The 19,567-nt window shown below is 46.0% G+C and carries 19 protein-coding genes and 1 riboswitch; of the genes, 8 read left to right on the forward strand and 11 right to left on the reverse strand.

Annotated elements, in window-relative coordinates:
• Positions 1-454 precede the first annotated feature (454 nt).
• Together ppiC and L876_RS0112895 are read right to left on the reverse strand one after the other, a co-directional pair.
• Entirely contained in the window at positions 455-733 is a 279-nt protein-coding gene (gene ppiC / locus L876_RS0112890; RefSeq protein WP_028764191.1) for a peptidylprolyl isomerase PpiC, read from the reverse strand.
• Positions 734-844: 111 nt separating this feature from the next.
• Positions 845-1,129, reverse strand: coding sequence for an ArsR/SmtB family transcription factor (locus tag L876_RS0112895; protein WP_028764192.1), 285 nt, complete (start codon positions 1,127-1,129; stop codon positions 845-847).
• A 121-nt stretch (positions 1,130-1,250) separates the two neighbouring features.
• Here L876_RS0112895 and L876_RS0112900 point away from each other — a divergent pair, with 121 nt between their 5' ends.
• Positions 1,251-2,168, forward strand: a complete 918-nt coding sequence (locus L876_RS0112900) for a permease (protein ID WP_028764193.1) — start codon at positions 1,251-1,253, stop codon at positions 2,166-2,168.
• Between the two features lie 57 nt (positions 2,169-2,225).
• Here L876_RS0112900 and L876_RS0112905 read toward each other — a convergent pair whose 3' ends face one another.
• Entirely contained in the window at positions 2,226-2,531 is a 306-nt protein-coding gene (locus L876_RS0112905) for a hypothetical protein (RefSeq protein WP_028764194.1), read from the reverse strand.
• A gap of 130 nt (positions 2,532-2,661) precedes the next feature.
• On the opposite strand from L876_RS0112905, the gene L876_RS23185 reads away from it, so the two are divergent.
• Together L876_RS23185 and L876_RS0112915 are read left to right on the forward strand one after the other, a co-directional pair.
• On the forward strand, positions 2,662-2,787 hold the full coding sequence (locus L876_RS23185) for a hypothetical protein (RefSeq protein WP_259655950.1): 126 nt from the start codon (positions 2,662-2,664) through the stop codon (positions 2,785-2,787).
• 112 nt (positions 2,788-2,899) lie between these two features.
• Complete coding sequence (locus L876_RS0112915) at positions 2,900-3,796, forward strand: LysR family transcriptional regulator (protein ID WP_028764195.1); 897 nt, start codon at positions 2,900-2,902, stop codon at positions 3,794-3,796.
• A 72-nt stretch (positions 3,797-3,868) separates the two neighbouring features.
• Here L876_RS0112915 and L876_RS0112920 read toward each other — a convergent pair whose 3' ends face one another.
• The 3 genes from L876_RS0112920 to L876_RS0112930 are packed head-to-tail and all read right to left on the reverse strand — an operon-like array spanning position 3,869 to position 6,584.
• The gene (locus tag L876_RS0112920) at positions 3,869-4,438 is read right to left on the reverse strand and encodes a LutC/YkgG family protein (RefSeq protein ID WP_028764196.1); all 570 of its coding nucleotides are present in this window, start codon (positions 4,436-4,438) and stop codon (positions 3,869-3,871) included.
• A gap of 1 nt (position 4,439) precedes the next feature.
• Complete coding sequence (locus tag L876_RS0112925; RefSeq protein ID WP_028764197.1) at positions 4,440-5,831, reverse strand: lactate utilization protein B; 1,392 nt, start codon at positions 5,829-5,831, stop codon at positions 4,440-4,442.
• Positions 5,832-5,840: 9 nt separating this feature from the next.
• Positions 5,841-6,584, reverse strand: coding sequence for a (Fe-S)-binding protein (locus L876_RS0112930; protein ID WP_028764198.1), 744 nt, complete (start codon positions 6,582-6,584; stop codon positions 5,841-5,843).
• Between the two features lie 457 nt (positions 6,585-7,041).
• Here L876_RS0112930 and L876_RS0112935 point away from each other — a divergent pair, with 457 nt between their 5' ends.
• Positions 7,042-9,279 (forward strand): acyl-CoA dehydrogenase, encoded by a 2,238-nt coding sequence (locus tag L876_RS0112935; RefSeq protein WP_028764199.1) that lies wholly within the window; start codon positions 7,042-7,044, stop codon positions 9,277-9,279.
• A 95-nt stretch (positions 9,280-9,374) separates the two neighbouring features.
• Here the strand turns inward: L876_RS0112935 and L876_RS0112940 are convergent, their stop codons facing one another.
• On the reverse strand, positions 9,375-9,560 hold the full coding sequence (locus L876_RS0112940) for a hypothetical protein (protein ID WP_028764200.1): 186 nt from the start codon (positions 9,558-9,560) through the stop codon (positions 9,375-9,377).
• Positions 9,561-9,755: 195 nt separating this feature from the next.
• Between L876_RS0112940 and L876_RS0112945 the strand changes: the two genes are divergently transcribed.
• Complete coding sequence (locus L876_RS0112945) at positions 9,756-10,532, forward strand: CLCA_X family protein (protein WP_028764201.1); 777 nt, start codon at positions 9,756-9,758, stop codon at positions 10,530-10,532.
• A gap of 48 nt (positions 10,533-10,580) precedes the next feature.
• On the opposite strand, the gene L876_RS0112950 is transcribed toward L876_RS0112945, so the two are convergent.
• The 3 genes from L876_RS0112950 to L876_RS0112960 form a co-directional block, all read right to left on the reverse strand.
• Positions 10,581-12,749, reverse strand: coding sequence for a cation:dicarboxylate symporter family transporter (locus tag L876_RS0112950; RefSeq protein ID WP_028764202.1), 2,169 nt, complete (start codon positions 12,747-12,749; stop codon positions 10,581-10,583).
• 255 nt (positions 12,750-13,004) lie between these two features.
• The gene (locus L876_RS0112955; protein WP_028764203.1) at positions 13,005-14,222 is read right to left on the reverse strand and encodes a M56 family metallopeptidase; all 1,218 of its coding nucleotides are present in this window, start codon (positions 14,220-14,222) and stop codon (positions 13,005-13,007) included.
• A 2-nt stretch (positions 14,223-14,224) separates the two neighbouring features.
• Positions 14,225-14,596, reverse strand: a complete 372-nt coding sequence (locus L876_RS0112960; RefSeq protein WP_028764204.1) for a BlaI/MecI/CopY family transcriptional regulator — start codon at positions 14,594-14,596, stop codon at positions 14,225-14,227.
• A gap of 298 nt (positions 14,597-14,894) precedes the next feature.
• Between L876_RS0112960 and L876_RS21730 the strand changes: the two genes are divergently transcribed.
• The 3 genes from L876_RS21730 (at position 14,895) to L876_RS0112975 (ending at position 18,229) form a co-directional block, all read left to right on the forward strand.
• Positions 14,895-15,455, forward strand: coding sequence for a hypothetical protein (locus tag L876_RS21730; protein ID WP_156029425.1), 561 nt, complete (start codon positions 14,895-14,897; stop codon positions 15,453-15,455).
• Positions 15,456-15,620: 165 nt separating this feature from the next.
• A riboswitch (cobalamin riboswitch) is annotated at positions 15,621-15,837 on the forward strand.
• A gap of 99 nt (positions 15,838-15,936) precedes the next feature.
• Entirely contained in the window at positions 15,937-17,874 is a 1,938-nt protein-coding gene (locus L876_RS0112970) for a TonB-dependent receptor (protein ID WP_028764205.1), read from the forward strand.
• 142 nt (positions 17,875-18,016) lie between these two features.
• Positions 18,017-18,229: a dodecin gene (locus tag L876_RS0112975; RefSeq protein ID WP_028764206.1), complete on the forward strand. Its 213-nt coding sequence runs from the start codon at positions 18,017-18,019 to the stop codon at positions 18,227-18,229.
• Between the two features lie 44 nt (positions 18,230-18,273).
• Here L876_RS0112975 and queG read toward each other — a convergent pair whose 3' ends face one another.
• Positions 18,274-19,449: a tRNA epoxyqueuosine(34) reductase QueG gene (gene queG / locus L876_RS0112980; protein WP_051413115.1), complete on the reverse strand. Its 1,176-nt coding sequence runs from the start codon at positions 19,447-19,449 to the stop codon at positions 18,274-18,276.
• Positions 19,450-19,567: the final 118 nt, after the last annotated feature.

Raw genomic sequence — 19,567 nt, forward strand, 5'->3', positions numbered from 1 at the left:
ATTGTTAGATTGATACCCGAAAGGCTAAATCGGAGAGATAAAATAACCCTGTGTAGATGCGGCTGAGGGTATCGAAAACATGGATGTTTTCGTTAAGCGGTCAGGGATGACGTATAGCGTCCCGAAGCAGTATCTGCACTTAAGCGAGCCGCAGGCTTTTAACTACAATGAAGATTCGACTTTAAACACAAATCCCAATTCCAAGACTGCCAAATGTTAAACCACAAAAAAATGCCAACACCTTCATTCGAAGGCCAGCTTATTTTTGTCCACAAACGATTTAACTTTTAATTGGCCGATTTATCCCGAAAGGCCAAATCGAAGAGCGTGATAACTCGGTACAGATGCGGCTGCGGGCGTTGATGGCATGGCCGCTCTTTGACGTCCATGTCATCGTGGCATTTGTGAATCCATTCACGTCACGTAACCATTGTCAGCAATTGGGCTGGTTGATTTATGTTCGGTACAACACTTTAACCACGTGCCAGCCGAACTTGGTTTTAACCAGATGCGGCGTGATTAGCTCACCACTAAAACAGACCTTATCGAAGGGCGGTACCATTTGCCCTTTTTTGAACTCGCCTAAGCTACCACCTTTCTTGCCTGACGGGCAGGTCGAATGTTTCTTAGCAAGTAGGTCGAATTTAGCCCCTTTATTAAGTTGCTTAATGATCTCTTCTGCCTGCTCTTTATGCTTGACGAGGATATGAAGCGCTGCTGCGGTTCTTGCCATCTGATAATGCCTCTTGGCTAATATGTTGGACCTTAATGCGGTCATTATACTGTGCCACTTGGCTCTCGCCCAATCGGATTTTAGTTGATAGGGCAGAAAGAGAACATTTGGCTATTGGGTACAGCACTCATCTTGAAGAAAATCGATCACACCTTGAAGTGTTTCAAATTGCGGCACGCAAAAGAGCGTTCGTCCATCGCGCCGCTGCGTGACTAAGCCCGCAGCGACAAGGCTGGAGATATGGTGTGACAGGGTTGAGCCAGGAATGGATAACGCTTCTTGTATCTCTCCAACAGGTAATCCTTGATAGCGATGTTTAACTAAATGCTTAAATATCATCAAGCGTGTTGGGTGGCCCAGTTCTTTTAATGCTTTTGCTGCGAATTCAAGTTCCATGACTGCCTTTGCATTTTAGTGCTTAATTTCTATATTTCGAGAATAACAGAAATATGTTGACATGAATAGTTGCTAGATTTATATTTCGAATATTCTGGAAATATAGTTTTAAGGGTGAAAGATGGACATAACTGCCGAGATGTTACAGGACACGTTAAACATGTTCCTATTTTTAGCTGTGGAGCTCACGTTGTTATTTTTGGCCATTAGCTATCTGGTAGGCGTGTTGCAGTATTATATTCCACCGAGCAAAATAGAGCAGATACTAAGCTCGAAAAAGGGGCGTGGCTACTTGATTGCGGGGTTCTTAGGGGCGATAACGCCATTTTGTTCCTGCTCGACGATCCCCTTCTTAAAAGGCTTGCTTAGAGCAAAAGCGGGTTTTGGCACTATGATGGTATTTCTGTTTGCCAGCCCGCTACTTAATCCGGTTATTATCGGGCTTTTTGCGGTAACCTTTGGTCTAAAAGTGACGCTGTTTTACTTTGCTGTTGCGATGGGGGTGTCTGTGTTGGCCGGATATTTGCTGGATAAGTTCGGTTTTGAGCGTTATGTAAAAGCTGACGCTTATATGACAACTCAGTCATCAAGATGTGGCAGCCAGTGTGGTGGCAGGAAAGCCAAACCGAATAAATGGATGAAAATTTGGTTATCAACTTGGCAAGACTTTAAAAAGGTGTTGCCTTATTTACTGGTGGGCATCGCGCTAGGTTCAATAATCTATGGCTTTATGCCAACGGAATTTATTGCCCGAGTGGCGAGTGATAGTAATCCTTTTGCTGTCCCAATTGCTGCAGTCATAGGTATTCCTCTTTATATTCGAGCTGAAGCTGTCATTCCATTAAGCGCTGCACTTGCAGCCAAAGGGATGGGCTTAGGTGCTGTGATGGCCTTGATTATTGGCAGTGCTGGCGCGAGCCTAACCGAAGTGATCTTATTGAAATCGATATTTAAGCACCAGATGATAGTGGCCTTTTTAACGGTAATACTAGGTATGGCTATCGGTGCGGGCTACCTCTATTACTTTGTGTTCAGCTGAGCAGGCAACAAGCTATGTTTAATCGCAAAGGGTCTTCATCGCGAAGACCCTTCTCTTTTAGTTGGCTGACCGCAGATATGCGCGTTTATGTTCATAGTGATTATTGATGCGAATCTTTTCTGACAGTGTCATGGCTGTTGCCATGACTGTATCGCCATTTTGCTGGAACTTATTAACGCTATTGTTCACAAAGTCAACAACATAGATAACATCTTTATCTTGCTCAACGATGGTTTGAGTTGCTTGCTGATGCGCGGCTGCCACAGAGCAGTCGTTACATTCGACGGTGGTGAAGTGGGCGTAAGCTGCACTGGAAAGTATTGATGAGAGTAGTAGGGTCGCCGTAGGGATTATTTTATTCATTATTTGCCTTCTTCCTTTCTTATAATCTGATGTGATCTGCGTCACATTTATATTGCGATGTAAATTTAACCATGTCCAGTTTTAGCTAAAAAACTCGCGCGTTAACCATTGCTAAATTAAGGGGGTAAGGTTGGTTGTGATTATTACCATTGCTAATAACTGTTGGGGAGACTGTGTCGTTACTGGCAATAATGGTCGCTGGGCCTGTTATGCCGATAGTGAAAAGTTAGCCTTGTCTATGGACTACATAAGTTAATTAGCGATTTATTGATTGAGCGCAGGCTTAATGGTGAGGTGGACCTGTTTGAGACGGACGGCTTTGCTATAATTTCACTCTCTTTTTTATCACTGGTATGGGGTTAGCTTAAATGGCGCGTGGTCTAGGCACTGAACTGGAGCTTATCCATCTGTTTGTTCATCTTGTAAATACTGGTGGTTTTTCTCAAGTTGCTAAAGAGCTAGGGATCCCTATTGCAACCGTGAGTCGCAAATTGACTAAGCTTGAGGGGATTTTAGATACCCAGCTCATCATGCGTAGTACGCGGAAGCTGCGGCTAACCGAGGAAGGCAGTGAGTTGTTTGGTCGTTATCAGGATGCGGTGGCGCATTTTGATAGCTGCTGTGATACGCGCATTGAAAAGCCTGAGGGAACGTTAAGAATTGCGGCTCCCGTGTCCATTATTTCGATGATTTTCATGGAGGTGATTAACGCTTTCTCTAAGAAATACCCAGACATTCAAATACATATAACGCAAAACAATAGCACCATAGATCTGATTGACGAAGGTGTCGATGTCGCAATTGTTGGCGGCGCTCAACCCGACTCATCTTGGGTGTCAAAATCACTGGGTGTACTCCATTATGGCCTGTTTGCATCGCCTGGCTATTTAGGCGCAGCGGGCGATTTGTCTCACCCAGATCAGCTTAATCAGCACGCGCTGATTAAGGTTTGGCCACTGTTTAATTGGTCAATGAAGCATACTAGCGGCGAGAGTTTCTATTACGAGGGGCCAGCTAAGCTGACACTGGGCGATCTGTATGGCGCGATTAAGGCGACAGTGGATGATGGCGGTATTTTGTATGGGCCAGAACTGTTTGCTCGGCCACAACTAGCTACAGGCCAACTGGTCAAAGTTTTGCCTCAATGGCACGGAGAGCAACGCAGGATCTCTCTGCTCTACCATCAACGCAGTCAACAACCCTTGAAGGTGAAACTGTTTATTGATTTTATGTGTGAATACGCATCGGGTTTATTGGACGACTAGCAAAAAAAAGCCACCGCATAGACGGTGGCATCAGGCAGATAGAGGCTGCTAAAAGGGTTGAATTTGACCGGACTAGATTAAGTAAACGTTTAAGCTACAAGCACCATGAGCACCCACGACTAGGGCCTGCTCAATGTCGGCGGTTTTTGAAGGGCCTGCGATGAATACACCAAACTCCCCTTGTTCCAAACCGATTTGATTAATTGCCTCATGGAGGTTAGCTACCACAGTGTCAGCCTTAATCACTAAAAATAGGTTCTCACAGATAAAAGGCGTGACCCGATGGCCCAAATTTTTATTGTTAACCCATATCGCGCCATTTTCAGCTACGGCTAAATCACCAGGAATGACTGCGTAATCGATATCGCGCAGTTGATGAGCAGTACCGGGGACTGCACGATTACCCTTTATGCCATCGGTTGTCGAGATCACTTGTTTGCCCTGAGCAGTTAACTCATCAATATGGGCTTGCAGAGCCTCGACGCCTCCGGTTTTGTGCAATGTGCCAGCAACCGTATTTAGATTAGTTTCAAACTGAGCAATGACATCATCAATGCGCGGAGCAACATCAAATGTGGGAAGCGCCTGGGGTTCAACAGCCACTTTTTTAAGCGCGTTTAAGATAGATTGTTTACTCGACATCTTATTTACCTCTATTTTTGTTGAACCAAGTTTCGAAACTGGAGCTGGGGGCTACTGGTAACTCGCGGTATTTGCCCCACGCTCCAGAGAAAGGCTTAAGTATCGAACCTGGTAATACTCTTAGTGCTGTGCGCGCGACACTCATGGAGCAGTTGAGCATGGTTTCGCTGGCCATGAAGTTACCCACAAGTGGCATGTAACTGCGTTTGCCATACGGCAGTTTACCGGCTTGTGCCTTGAGACGACGGTGGTGATGGATGATCTTATCCAGCGGGACTTTAGTTGGGCAAACGTATGAACAGCTGCCGCAGAGTGTACAGGCCCATGGAATTGAATTGGTGTCATCATTTTGTGCACCGACAGCAATACCGATAGGGCCTGGGATGGTGTAGTTGTAGCTGTAACCACCCGAACGTCGATAGACTGGGCAGGTATTGAGACACCCACCGCAGCGGATACACTTGAGTGATTCGGCTAAAATCTTGTCTTGCAGCATCTCGGTACGACCATTATCAACGATGATAATGTGCATTTCACCATCGGTCTGAGGACCACGATAGAACGAGCTATAGGTGGTGATTGGCTGGCCAGTAGCGTTACGTGCTAAGGTTCTCAATAATACCGCGGCACTGTCTAAGTCAGGGACAATTTTGTCTATCCCCATGGAGTGCAGTTGCAGTTTAGGTAAGTTAGCCCCCATATCTGCATTACCTTCGTTGGTACACACCACCACTGCGCCTTTGTTGGCAATGGCCATATTCACACCTGTCATAGCAGCATCTGCAGAGAGGAACTGCTCGCGCAGGTGAGCGCGGGCGGCGCGGGTCAGGTAGAGCGGATCGGACGCGCCTTTTTCTGTGCCGAGTTGCTCATGGAATAGGTCGCCCACTTCCTCTTTCTTCATGTGGATAGCGGGCACTACAATGTGCGATGGCGGCATGCCAGCGAGCTGGATAATGCGTTCGCCTAAATCGGTATCGATCACCTCAATACCTTGGCTCTCAAGGTATGGGTTGAGGTGACACTCTTCGGTCAACATCGATTTTGACTTAACCAGCTTTTTCACTTGTTTAGCCGCTAAGATTTTGTGGACGATCTGGTTATGCTCAACGCCATCTTTAGCCCAATGCACCAAAATGCCATTGTCGAGGCAGTTCTTTTCAAACTCTTCTAGATAGTGGCCTAAATTAGTCAGGGTATGCAGTTTTAGCTCTGAACCTAACTGACGCAGTTGTTCCCATTCTGGTAGGCTCGCTGCGGCGCGATCACGCTTTTCACGTAGCATCCAAAGTGCTTTGGAATGCCAATCTACGCGTGCTTCGTCGCGGCAAAATATTTCTGCTTTTTTTGCATGCACTGCTGAGCCTATGGCTGATGAATGATTCGTAGACATATGTTTCTCCTAGAGTGCAGCGTTGATGACTTGGGCAATGTGTAAGGTTTCGATCGGCAGCTTCTGGCGTCTCATCATGCCGTCTAAGTGAAGCAAGCATGAGGGATCAAAGCCCACCGCATATTTTGCGCCGGTTTCCGCATGTGCTTGAGCCTTGTCTTTGCCCATTTTGGCTGACACCGCACCTTCATCGACGGCAAAGGTGCCACCGAATCCACAGCACTCGTCGTAACGACCTGGGTAGACGATTTCAATACTCGGGATAGCTTTAAGTACGGCTTCCACTTTGTTGGTACGCGGTCCCATCTGCTCGCTCGGTGTGGCTAGGTCGAGCATACGAATGCCATGGCAGCTTAGTTGTAGGCTGATTTTGTGATTAAACGGTTTGTTGAATGCAGCAATTGGCGCCACATCATGGAGAAATTCGGTCAGTTCATACAGCTTATCGATAACCGCCTGAGCTTCAGGGCTTGCATCAAACTCATGGAAATTTTCTTTGGCAGCAACTAGGCATGAGGCCGCTGGACAGACGATGGCATCACACTCAACACCTTTAAATGCGTTGAGTAGTTTCAGAGTAGTTTTTTTAGCTTCATCAAAACAACCTGAGTTAGTCATTGGCTGACCACAGCAAGTTTGTCCTTTTGGCAAAATGACTTGGTGACCAAGCTTTTCGAGTAGCTCAACAGTAGCGATGCCGACGTGAGGCATCATTTGATTAACTAGGCAAGGGATGAACAATGCAATCTTCATGTAGCGTTCTCTTATTAGCTAGCTGCATGGGATCTTATGATCGGGTCCTTTGGGTCTTGGTGCCCACTCATAAGGGAGAAATCATCCCATTTTGCAGGGTATATTCGTGCTGATAATTTAAGCGTATATCCACATAATAAGTAGTGCTAATTTAGCAAATATAGAAACGCATTTTTCCAATAATGAAATAGTGCCAATACTCAATATTTGTCATTTTGCAGGCCACATTTCTTCGCTAGAAAAATGAGATAACGCCTTTTTTCAAACAATAATATGAAACGCTTGTTTAAATTTTTTATTTGAGCGTACACGTGTAACTTTATGAAAAGCATATAGATAATTTTGAAATTGGTTTGTAACTGTAAAATAACGCGTTTTTTTATGCTTAGAATGTTTGATCTAATTCATTTTTTGTGACGTAATGCACATAAGTTTCCTGGTCGGATGAGTCTGAAAGATGAGTATTAGAACAACATTTAAAAAAGTACTACCGAGTATTTCTACCACAGAACAAGAAGCACTCGATGCCGGTGATGTTTGGCTAGAAGGTTCCATTTACCAAGGTATTCCTGACTTTGATGCATTGCGTGCAGTGCCGGGGGCGACCTTATCTGCAGAAGAGCAAGCCTTCCTTGATGGTCCTGTACAAACCTTGATTGAAATGGTTGATGATTTTGAGCTGCAAAATGCGCTGCACCTGCCAGAGAATATTCTGACTTTCTTAAAAGAGAATAAATTCTTTTCGTTGATTATCCCTAAATCATACGGCGGCCTAGAATTTAGCCCGTATGCTAATTCAACGATTGTTGCCACGATTGCTGCTAAAAGTTCTGCTGTGGCCGTGACTGTGATGGTGCCTAACTCATTAGGCCCTGGCGAACTGTTAATGCATTACGGTACTGATGAGCAGCGTGACTTCTGGCTGCCACGTCTGGCTAACGGTTTAGAGATCCCTTGCTTTGCACTAACTAGCCCTGAAGCGGGTTCAGATGCGGGCGGTATTCCAGATATCGGCACTGTGACCATGGGAGAGTACCAAGGTGAACAAGTGCTTGGTTTATCTGTCACATGGGACAAGCGCTATATTACGCTTGCGCCTATCGCGTCGGTATTGGGCTTAGCGTTTAAAGTAGAAGACCCACAAGGCTTGCTAGGCGGTAAAGAGCAGTTAGGTATTACCTGTGCATTGATCCCTAAGGCTCATTCAGGTGTGCAACTGGGTAATCGCCATGATCCAATGGGATGCCGTTTCTATAACGGAACGACTCGTGGTGAAAACGTGTTTATTCCGATGGACTTTATCATTGGTGGTCAGAAAAACATTGGTCGCGGTTGGCAGATGTTGGTTGCGTGTCTAGGTGCGGGCCGCGGTATCTCACTGCCCGCGTTAGGCGTATCTGTAAGCCAAGCCTCTTTTAAGTCATCTGCTGAATATGCTGCCGTGCGTGAGCAGTTTGGTTTATCGATTGGTAAATTTGAAGGTATTCAAGAAAAGTTAGCCGATATTGCGGGTAAAACCTACCTGCAAGAAGCGATGCGCGTGTTAACGACCGAAGGGCTAGGCCTAGGATTAAAGCCTTCTGTTGTTACGGCTATCGCCAAGTATCACATGACAGAAATTGGACGTGATGTACTCAATTCTGCGATGGATATTCAAGCGGGCAAGGCGATTCAGCGTGGTCCACAAAACACCTTAGCCTCTGGCTATGTGGCACAGCCTATTGCGATTACGGTTGAAGGGGCTAACATTCTGACCCGTAACTTAATGATTTTTGGTCAAGGTGTGATGCGTTGCCATCCGTACCTGCAAAATATGGTGGAGTCGATTCATAGCGATGAGAAAGATGCGGATAAGACCTTTAATCGTATCTTTAGACAAACCGTGGGTTACAGCGTTGGCAACAGCTTGCGTGCTTTCCGTTTAGGCTTGTTACCTTTTACTGCGGGCGCTAAGTCGACCCTATCAGAAGTGGTTGATTACGAAAAGTCAGTGCATAAGCTAGCCTCTAAACTGGCCGTTTATGCTGATTTCTCTTTATTAGTTTTGGGTGGCAAGCTCAAGCAGGCAGAGATGTTATCTGCCCGTTTGGGTGACGTGATGAGTTACCTGTATGCCGCAATGGCATCGATTCGCTACTATGAGCAAAAAGTCTCTGCCGAGCAGCGTAGCCAAGCGACGCCTTATTTCCACTATGCAACCCGCTGGGCTTTGTGTAATGCAGAAAAAGCCTTGCTGGATTTTCTCGACAACTTCCCGTCGGCACCGACTCGTCAGTTTATGAAACTGATCACTGTGACTTATTCACCTAAGATGAAGAAGGTGAATGATGATCTGGTTAGAGAGCTTGCCCACCAAGCGCAGCTCAATACAGAGTTTAAACGTCAGTTAACCCATTTAGTTAAGCCGGTAGCGGGTGATGGTAACTATATTAATGAGCAAGCGTATTTGGCTAAAATCGCTTGTTTGCCATTACTCGCAAAAGTGAAGAAAGGCCTTAAAGCACGCGAGTTTAAGGCGGGTGTGAAGTTCGCACTAACCCTTGATAATGCATTTGCAGCTAAGGTTATCTCTAATGGTGAGCACAAGCAGTTGTTGGACTACAACCTTAAGCGTGAACGTGCGATTCGTGTCGATGAGTTTGATTTTGATATGAACCTTGTTGATGAGAGAGCCGAGCTGAAAATCGCTAACTAAACACGGGTGATTGATAACGATTAAATGATAAAAAGCCGTCTTTTTGACGGCTTTTTTATACTTGTGATTCGTTGAGCTCTGTGGGCTAGGGGCGATTAATGGGGAGAGCAAAAATCGACAAAATGCTGATCGGCTATTTTGCCAATATTTACCATGATTAAAAACCCTAAACTCATGGCTGCAAAAATAGTGGCTAGCATCGGCCAATGAATGGTTCCCGATAACGCGACAACTAGGGTGCTCATCATGACGATAACGGTCCATAAGGTAAAAAGTCTCATTGTGTTGCTCCCATCTATGCTTCGAATTGCTGACAAGTATACGTCAGCAAAGCTGAACGACAATTGAACCGAAAAGGTAAAATCATGGATAATGCGTAAAACGGTGACAACGACTGATGCCACAAGTTTAATAAAGGGCTAGCTGCGCAAAGTGTTTGCTACCCAGATGAGTATGGATAAGGAGGTGGGCGTGACGTGTTAAAACGACGAGACTATAAACGCAGTGGACCAGACTACCGCCTTGGTGAACAGGTCAGCTTTGCCGATATCAAACATACTTTTGGCATCAATCAAATTCGCATTGGCGGTTGGGTCGAAGAGGTGGAAAAACACAAAGCTGCCAATCTAATTTTCGATGCTCTGGCCGATCTTGCCTGTATTTTACAGTGCCCCCCTCATGCTCTAGGGTTGAGACAAACCTTAAATTTGGCCTTTGGCACTGGGGGACAGCAGGGGGTACAAGCCCACTATATCCCCGCACATCGGGAGTTGGCACTTGCGAAAAATGCGGGAGCGGGCGCGCTTGCGCATGAGTTTTGGCATGCGTTTGACCATTACATTGCCCCGAAAGCTTTTCATATTAAACCAGGGGGCGCGGCGTTTGCCAGCAGTGCTTGGTTAAGCGACAGTCAACTTATTGAGCATCCGTTAAACAGGCGTTTGTCACAGGTATTTGCAACAACATTGTTGAGCGCGGATGGTGAGGATTGCCATGAGTTTGTGACGCGTGCCGTTGCATTAGACAGACACTTTGGACGGCAATACTTCTCTAAACCTACTGAGCTAATGGCACGTGCATTTGAGGCCTGTATTGAGTCTTACAGCGATATAAGCAACCCCTATTTGGTTAATGAAACCTTGGACTCCAAGTTGGCCCATGCTGGCGGTTATCCGAGTGAGGGGCATCGTGTTGAGATTTTTAGCCGTTTAATTGACTATTTTGCTCCGCTAGGCGCCGCGTTGAATCGTTAGTTCAGTGTTATTGAAAGACGCTCAATAACACTAAATCGTGTTACGGCTTTACTCAACCCAATGCAGTACATCGCGAATGATAGACCAGCGAGGTTTGACCTCGCTAGCGCCTTTTCCTAGCATCCAATAGTCATACAGTCGGTCTTGGTGCCCATCGACTTTGCGCAGTTTTTGCCAGTTATTGATGTAATTAAGTAGCGATTGATTATCTTGAGCCACAGCATAGGCAACGGGGTATTGCACTTTGTTTTCTAAGATAGCGATGCCATAGCCGGGAAAGAACAAACTCCAGGCCGATCCCGCTTCTGCGCTGATCACAACCGCATCATATTTATCACCTTTTTGCCTAAAGAAGTTTTTATAGCCATCGATTTGGACAAACTTGAGATTGGGATAAAAAGCCTTTGCTTCCTTAATGATATCGCTGTGCTCAACATAGGCGATGGTGGTGTTTTGCATCTCCATAATTGACTGGGCACTCTTAAAACTGGTGACGTTATGATCCTTGGTGGCGATGGCTAGGTTGAGTTTGAGCACTGGCTCGGTATAAGAAAGCTTATCCATTTGTGCTATGTCCATGGCAAGCCCCGACATTGCTACATCAAAGAAGCCCGCTTTTAGCGCCGCAGATAATTGATCTTTATCGAAGGGAATAAACTCCACTTTGACCCCTAAATCTTCTACTAGCTTACTGGCCATTGCACTGTCAAACCCCACGAGTTGACCAGCGTTATTGTAGTAACTAAAAGGCACATTGCTTGGGATGTAACCGACCTTAAGCACGCCACGTTCGCGGATCATCTTAATCGTTGCTATAGGGCTGCTAGGGGTTTGTCCGACAACAGGGAACTGCTTTTTGACTAGAGTTGGCACTTTGTCTGCGACTTGCATATTAGCAATAACGCCGCTGGTGATCTCAGGGCTATGGATAAATAATCCCATACCAATACGGCAGATGACTATGGTTAGTAGAACGCTACCTGCCACACCAAGGCTCATTTTTATCAATTGAGGTGGCCGTAAGCTAAGGCGTTTTTCAAATAAAGCCACGGTTAGCAGAGTCAGGGCAAACAGGTTCATTACGGCGGCAATAGAGTTGAACTTTCCTGTGATAAAACCTGACATCACAAACAGTTGGAACAGGTCTTGGGGGAGGTGAACTAGGTCGAGCATAAAGGGAATTGCAACATATACACTGCCAAATAACGACAGCAAACCACTGACCGACAGCGAGGGAATTGCGCTTAGCTCAACGGGGGTGCCATTAAACCATCCAGCAAATAACACAAATAAGATCACCGTGAGTTTGCCAATATTAGGGAACGTAAACGCGATAGGGACCAAAATTTCGATTAGAGTTTCGGCGTCATCGCTGAGGCTGTCATGTTCGCGCATTATCTGCTTACACTCTTCAACGATTACTGGGATCACGATAAAAATGTTGCCTGTGGCAAAGGCGGTGACCACACTTGATTTTGAAATACGGAGTGCTTGGGCAAACGTCACGGGCGTGAAGGAGGCTATAATCCAAGGCAGAATCCAGAATGCCAGTAACAAACATAGGGCAAAATAGCTGATGAGGTAGACCTGCATACTGGCAAATTCATCGACACCCATGGTGCCTGCCGCAGAGGCTGACATCGCAAAGATACCGATAGGCAGTACCTTGACCAATGCTTGAGTTATTTTGGAAAAAATCTCGCCAAAGGTGTGCATGACAGTGACAATATGGTGTTTGTTTTCCCCCTCCATACCAATCAAGGCAAGCCCCATCGCAATACTAAACACCACCATGGCAGGCACATAGCCAGACGCCATCGACTCGAATGGGTTAGAGGGGATGTAGAGCTTAAAGTAATCAATTGGCGCGGTAGGTTCGATAATACTGGTACTAAAAAATGAGGCGGTTTCAACAAAGGGAAACGACAGTGGCATCAAGGCGACCAGCACTAAAGCAAGTAGCCACAGCAGTAACATGATAACGCCGGCACGGCTGAAAATAAGACTAGCTGTGCTGCGTTTGAGTTTGCCTATACCACCGACCAAAGAGACAAAAATATAGGGGAGTACGGTCATCTGCATCAACAGGATGACGCTGGTCCCAATGCCACTTAGCCAACCGACGGACTCACCGAAAAATATCCCGACCCCAAATCCGATGAACATGGCGACTATCATTTGTGTGGAGCTTTGCATCTTGAGCAATTTTTTAAACACAGGTCATTCCGTTTGAAATTTGATGAAGCGGCTTAATGTGACACAGCCTGTTGCAACAGTGTTGCTTACTGGTTGTTTATTATAGGTTCTTACGCAGTAAACATTAAGAGAATCTTTTCACAGATGAGACAAGCGTTCTGCGGGGCGTTGCAGCTTGTAGGGAAGTGGCGCTGGCAAGGGAAGCTCGTGGTATGCGAGTAACAGAAAAAGAGCATCGCGGCCCCTTTTCAATATGGTGCAAACTATTCTAGTTTACTATTTTTCTGCGGTAACCATTACGCGCTCTATCTCTGCTTTGGGTGGCGCTAGCATAAAATCTAGCTGCACTTGTGCGTCTTGCATGCCTTTCGCCGATGGTTTGTAGGTCCACTGTTCTAACGCCTTTATGGCTTCTGCATCAAACACACCTGTGGGTGAGGACTTAATGACAGAGACCTTGCTCACCTTTCCCTTTTTGCTGATATCAAATTGCAGCTGAACATAGCCCTCAACCCCATCTTGAGCTGCTTTAATTGGATAACGGGGTTCGATACGCATTACTGGATGAACGCCATCTTTTTGCTGTGCAAGCGTGTGTTTATCACCCGCGTTGGCAGTTTGGTTAATGAGTGCGCCTGAGAGACCCAGCGCCATAGTGAGTCCGAGTATGGCTAATGTGCTTTTTCCATGTTGCTTTTTCATTTGCATGATCCGCTCCTTGAGGGTGGTTTTATTTCCATAGTGTGTGTGTAGCATGCCCATTTGAGCTTGCTGAGAGTAAGCTAATAGCGTTTGGCTATAAGCAATTTTTTCGGGGGTTGTCATGGTTTGGGTGACTTGGGCATCACAGGCCAGTTCTTGGTCATCGCGAAAGCGTCGGTAAGCTAGCCAGCTAAGCGGATTAAACCAAAACAAAGTGACCAGCAGGTAAGCAAACAGATTGGCTAAGATGTCATAACGGCGATGATGAAACTGCTCATGATCGACGATCGCTTGCTGTTGAGCGGGCTGCAACTGTTTAAAACTGTGTGGTACTAAAATAACGGGATTAATTAGACCCACCAACATAGGTGAGTGGATATCGATATGGGTTTTAACTCGGATGCTGGCCTCAACGTCTGGTAACGCGATGATATGGCTATTGGCCACTAGACGCCTTAGGCTAGTCGCTTGAGAAAATAACAGTGATATTAATGCCGCTGAGCCTAAGCCCCATATCGTTACAAGTATTTCGCTTGAGAGTAGAGTCGAGGTTTGGCCGATAGCATCGCTTGCTATCACCTTGTAGTGTTGCAGTACCGCAAGGGGCTCTGCACTGATCAATGGTGGGATATGCTTGCCTAGCACTGAGCCAAGTAAGAGTAGCGGGATCCCTATCCACATTGCATAAGTATTATGGGCACCAATGCGGTTGAGAAGCACCGAGTGTGAAAGTAAAAAAATGGCACAAAGCAGGCTAGGAAGGAGCGCGAGTTCTAGCAGATAACTAAGCATGACTACTTCTCCTCTTCCCAATTGTCGATTAGGGCCTTGAGCTCGGCAATATCTTCTGCACTAAGCTTGTTTTCTTTGGCAAATCCGGCAACAAGTGGTGCCACCTTGCCAGCAAAAACGCGCTCGATAAACGACTGGCTCTCTTTAAGTTGGTAGTCACTTTGGGCAATAAGCGGATAGTAAAGGTAGGCACGCCCTTGTTTTTCAAAGCCAATGGCGGATTTCTTTACAAGACGGTTAAGTAAGGTTTTGACCGTTTTCTCGTGCATTTGCTGACGATGAGCAAGTTCAGCGATAACCTCAGTTGCCCCAATAGGCGAGGTTTTCCAAAGAACGTTTAGCACCGCAAGTTCAGCATTACTTATCTCTTTCATTCCGCTGTCCATCTAATGATTACAATTGTAATTTAACTTTAAGATTACATTTGTAATTTAATAATGCAACCTGTTTGGAACATTATTTTTTAAAAATAGATAAATGTTCAGCGCCGACTTTGTAGTATTATCTGCTGCAGATTGGTTGAAGTAGCAGGTTTCAACCAAATTAAATAAAGTGATTTAGTCGGTTTTGTCGTTGTCACCAAACGCATCATAAGGATATGTAGAAATGGACTTTTTTCGATATCATGGATTCATAGCATGTATGGGTTGTGCCTTATTATGTACGACGAATATGAGCAATGCATCAGAACCGCTACCGGCCTCCTCAACGGCTCACCAACTGACTATCTTTAAGCAACAACTTGGTTTGCACTTTCCAACTGATTGGCGGCTGGCCTACAGCGAGCAGAGTGGCAACATGTTTTCTGCCGAGTTTGTCCCTCAGCAAGAAATGCTAACCAGTTGGTCATCGCTCTATTGCATTCAAGGCTTTAAGGGAATGGCTGATGGAATTGAACCTGAAGAGTTTTTAGATACTTTCGCCGCCAACTATCAACAAGTTTGCGAAGGGGAGATGCAGTACAACAAGCTCGGTGCGACGCAAATTGAGGGCAAAGAGAGTTTTAGCGCCATGCTGACCTGCTCTAAAATGCCGCATACCCACAAAGGCAAGAGTGGTCAAGGAGTCGGTATGGGTGAAATTGGTCACTATACCGTGATATCAGGCAGTGAAGACCTGTTTTTACTGCATCAGTCGGCCCGCGGTGAAGCGTTACTGTCGCCGACCACCCAGTTGTCATTGTCAATTGAGCCGCCAGTAAAAATGGTATCGGATATCAAGACCCTACGTTAGCCTGTGTGTTATAGATTGAGCTGACTGATATTCGCAACTATCTATTGCTCCGTATATTGGTGTTAGACATTTATACGTGTAGACGTCTATAATGCCCGCGTTCTTTGCGCTGATGTTAATGTAAGTTTGAATAACTTGAATAACCCTGATGTAAGGTTCAACAAATTCTAGTCAATCTTTTGTGGTGCCCTTAGGTGTTAATGACCTAATTTGGGATAATCGGGAAGCCTGTGAAAATCTGGCACTGCCCCCGCAACGGTGAAAGGTGAAAGTTGGGTGCGCTTGAGTTTAAGCGTTAAAAAAATCCAATCTTGTCGCATAAGGCTCTTGCCGCTATGCCTATCCTCAGTCCGGAGACCGGCCCATTAGATGATTTTGAGATTTCGGCGGGCAGATCTCGAAATGCGACAGTGCAAGGCTTTGATAGCCTTAATGTTGTCGTGACCTTTTGCCCCGTTTTCCTTTTAGGAGTTAAAGGTAAATGGGTACACAACCTACAAAAATCGCCGTATTACTCGGTGCAATCTTATCGGTATCAGCCCCACTTCATGCGGCTGAACAAACCCTCCACAATGCGATTGAGATTGATGAAACCATCACGGTTATCGGTCGAAATGAATCAACCCCACTGAATATTGCTGCCAATGTTAATGTTATTGATGCTGCTGCGATTGAGATGAGTGGTGCCACGACGTTAACAGATGTATTGCGCGGTCAAAGCGGGATTCAGTTCTCTGATTCAAACTCTGGTGCTGTGTTTGCTATGCGGGGCTTTAGCGCCGATCAAGCGGCAAATAACACCTTGATTTTGATTGATGGTCGCCGACTGAACAATATCGATATTGCGGCGCCTAGCATTAATTCGATTCCACTTAATCAAATTGAACGCGTTGAGATTTTGTCGGGCAGTGCCGGTGTATTGTATGGCGATCAGGCTGTCGGTGGCGTGATTAATATTATCACTAAGGCGCCTAATAGCACAGGTGGCAGTGTGCAAGTGTCTGCCGGGAGTTTTGACACCTATGAAGGTCAGGGTGATGTTTCTGTCGCTATCAATGACAAATGGCGACTGTATGCAGCAGCCAGTTATAACCAAGGTGACAACTACCGCGATCATAATGCCAATCAAACCGCATCCATTTTAGGGCGCCTGCAGTATCAAGATGGTGGCGATCGTTTCTTCGTTGAGACGAGCTATTATGATAATGAGCGTGAGTTAGCGGGTGCCTTAACCAAAGAGCAGTTTGACGATAACCCGCGCCAAGCTAACTTATTTTATCCTGATGACATTCAACATGAGATGACCAGCGCCGTAAGAGCGGGGTACCAACATCAGCTTAATCGCCAATGGTTACTGTCAGCGGATCTTAATTACGCTGATACCGATGTGAACTCTATTAGCTGGGGCAATGAGGGCAAGATAACACGATCATTATTAGAATTTAACCCTAAGGCAGTGGCAACGTTTTCCACGGAAAATGGTGACATCAACCTTGTTGCAGGGGCTGATTTTAGCCAGGGTAAAGCGGATTATGATCTTGCTTATATCACGCGCAATAACACCCAGCGTTTGCTCAGTGCTTATGTACAGGCTGATGTGCCACTGACGCAAAGCCTGAGTTATGTGGTGGGTGGGCGTTATAGTGATGTGCAAGATGATCTCACTGATGTAGTGCTTTATCCCGAAGGCGATAAACTCGATAACAGTGCTAGTGCCTTTGAGTTAGGCATCAACTATCGTCCGAGCAAGTCACAGCGGTTCTATCTGCGGGCGGATGATAATTTCCGCTTTGCCAAAGTGGATGAACAAGCTTATACCTTACCTGAGGTTAAAGGACTTAATCCACAGACAGGTCGCTCCTATGAAGCGGGATGGGATTGGACGCTGAGTCGCCAGACATTGCGCATTAGTGCCTATCGCTTAGATCTTGAAGATGAGATTGTCTATGTGTGGTCACCAGAAGGTGGAGCTAACATGAATGCCGATGCATCTCGTCGTTATGGGGCGAGTGCCGATTGGGACTGGCAGATCACCACCTCAACACAGGTCGGCCTTGAGTATCACTACATCGATGCTAAGTACACCGAAGGCGCTAATGACGGTAAGGTGTTACCTTGGGTTGCAGAGCATACAGGGCGCGGTTACCTGAGCGTTGATTTTGTTCAGCATTGGCAGTTATTTGCCGAAGGTCTGTATACTGGCTCGCGCTATGAAGGTGGTGATAACGGAAACTACAATCCAAAAGTTGAGTCATATCTGTTAGCTAACCTAGCACTTAATTATACCCGTGATGCATGGTTGGCTAGCCTGCGGGTAGATAATCTGTTTGATGAGCAATACGCAAGTGCGGTCTATTACGGTGGTTACTATTCAGGCACTGGCCGTGCGGTATGTTTGACGGCCAGTTACCGTTTCTAGCCGCCGCATTTAAGAGGGAAAAGCCAGTGCCAAGCACTGGCTTTTGACTCTCTATCCTTTGCTATGAGCTATGAACAAATAGGGCAAAGTTAGGTTTCCTTTCTATACTCAAATGAAAGTATTGGTATAAGAGGTCATTGCTATGAGTCACACCTATAAGATCATCGAACTCGTTGGTTCTTCGCCCATTAGCTCAGATGAAGCGATAAAGAATGCCATCGCGTCAGCCAGTCAATCCTTGCACCATTTACGCTGGTTTCAAGTGGTAGAAACACGCGGCCATTTAGAAGAAGGGCTTATTGCTCATTGGCAGGTGACGGTTAAAGTGGGCTTTACCTTAGATAGCCCTGACTAAAACCACTGAATTCGTACAAAACATGCTCGAAAAGTGAGCGGCTCCTATGCATCCCTAGGAAGACCTTTTTCAACGGCGCGGATCACTCGCGCCGTTTTACGACTAATCGCGGCGCAAGAGCTTTGCTGCTGGGTTAACGCCCAATCAATATGTTCGACGACCATCTCATCGACCTCTTCACTGCTGCGACGCTTGAGTAGCGCGTCAATGATGGCTGGCGAATGGGGTGCATTACCTAAGGCCACAGCTATGTTACGTAACCATCTTTTATGGCCAATACGTCGAATGGCGCTGCCTTCTGTATAGCTTAAAAATTCGGCTTCAGACCATGCAAACAGTGTGGTGAGCTGTGGCTGTTTTAAGATATCGCGTGTATGAAAATCGTTTTCTTGGGTTATCGGTGCTTGACTATTAACCGGACAAACGAGCTGGCAGTCATCACAGCCGTAAATACGGTTGCCTATTAAGGCCCTAAACTCATCAGGGATAGCGCCTTGAAGTTCAATGGTTAGGTATGAGATGCAGCGTCTACCGTCGACAACATAAGGTTCGACAATCGCATTGGTTGGACAAGACTTTATGCACGCGACGCAGGTATTACACTCTTCTTGTATCGGTATATCGACGGGGAGTGGTACGTCGATAAGCAGCTCGCCTAAGAAAAACCAACTACCAGCGTCTTGATTGAGTAAAAGGCTATGTTTACCCGTCCATCCTAAACCTGCTTTATCGGCCAATGGGCGCTCAAGTATCGGTGCTGAATCGACAAATGGGCGAAAGTTGGGGGAGGCGAAGCCCAGTTCGATAAGCTCAGCTTCTATCTGTTGTCCCAATTTTTTTAGACGATTACGGATCATCTTATGGTAGTCACGTCCGCCTGCGTAACGTGAGATGTAGGCCAGGTTAGGGTCGCTTAAATTGGTGGCAAAACCGGCTTCAGGTGGGAGGTAATCCATGCGGGCAGAAATTACCCGAGTTGTCCCAGGGTGAAGCTCATTGGGGCGAGCGCGCATCATGCCGTGGGCTGCCATGTAGTTCATTTCACCATGGTAGCCATTATCTAACCAAGTTTGTAATTTCCCCTCTTCCGTTGATAGGTCGGTATCGCAAATGCCAATTTGTGCAAAGCCCAAGGCTTTCCCCCATGTTTTAATTTGTTGGGCTAGCTTAGCGAGTTGTTGCTGACTGAGCATTTGGTGCATTGGCGACGGTATAGACATAGTATTCAGACAAGGTAATTAACCCATTTATGATAGCAGTTTAGTGTCGTGAGACAAATAGAGGTGCCTATACGGTTTGAATTGTTTGAGCACTTTGGTATCGGCAAACTCTGTTTTT

The sequence above is a fragment of the Shewanella colwelliana ATCC 39565 genome, from assembly GCF_000518705.1.
Classification (GTDB): Bacteria; Pseudomonadota; Gammaproteobacteria; order Enterobacterales; family Shewanellaceae; genus Shewanella; species Shewanella colwelliana.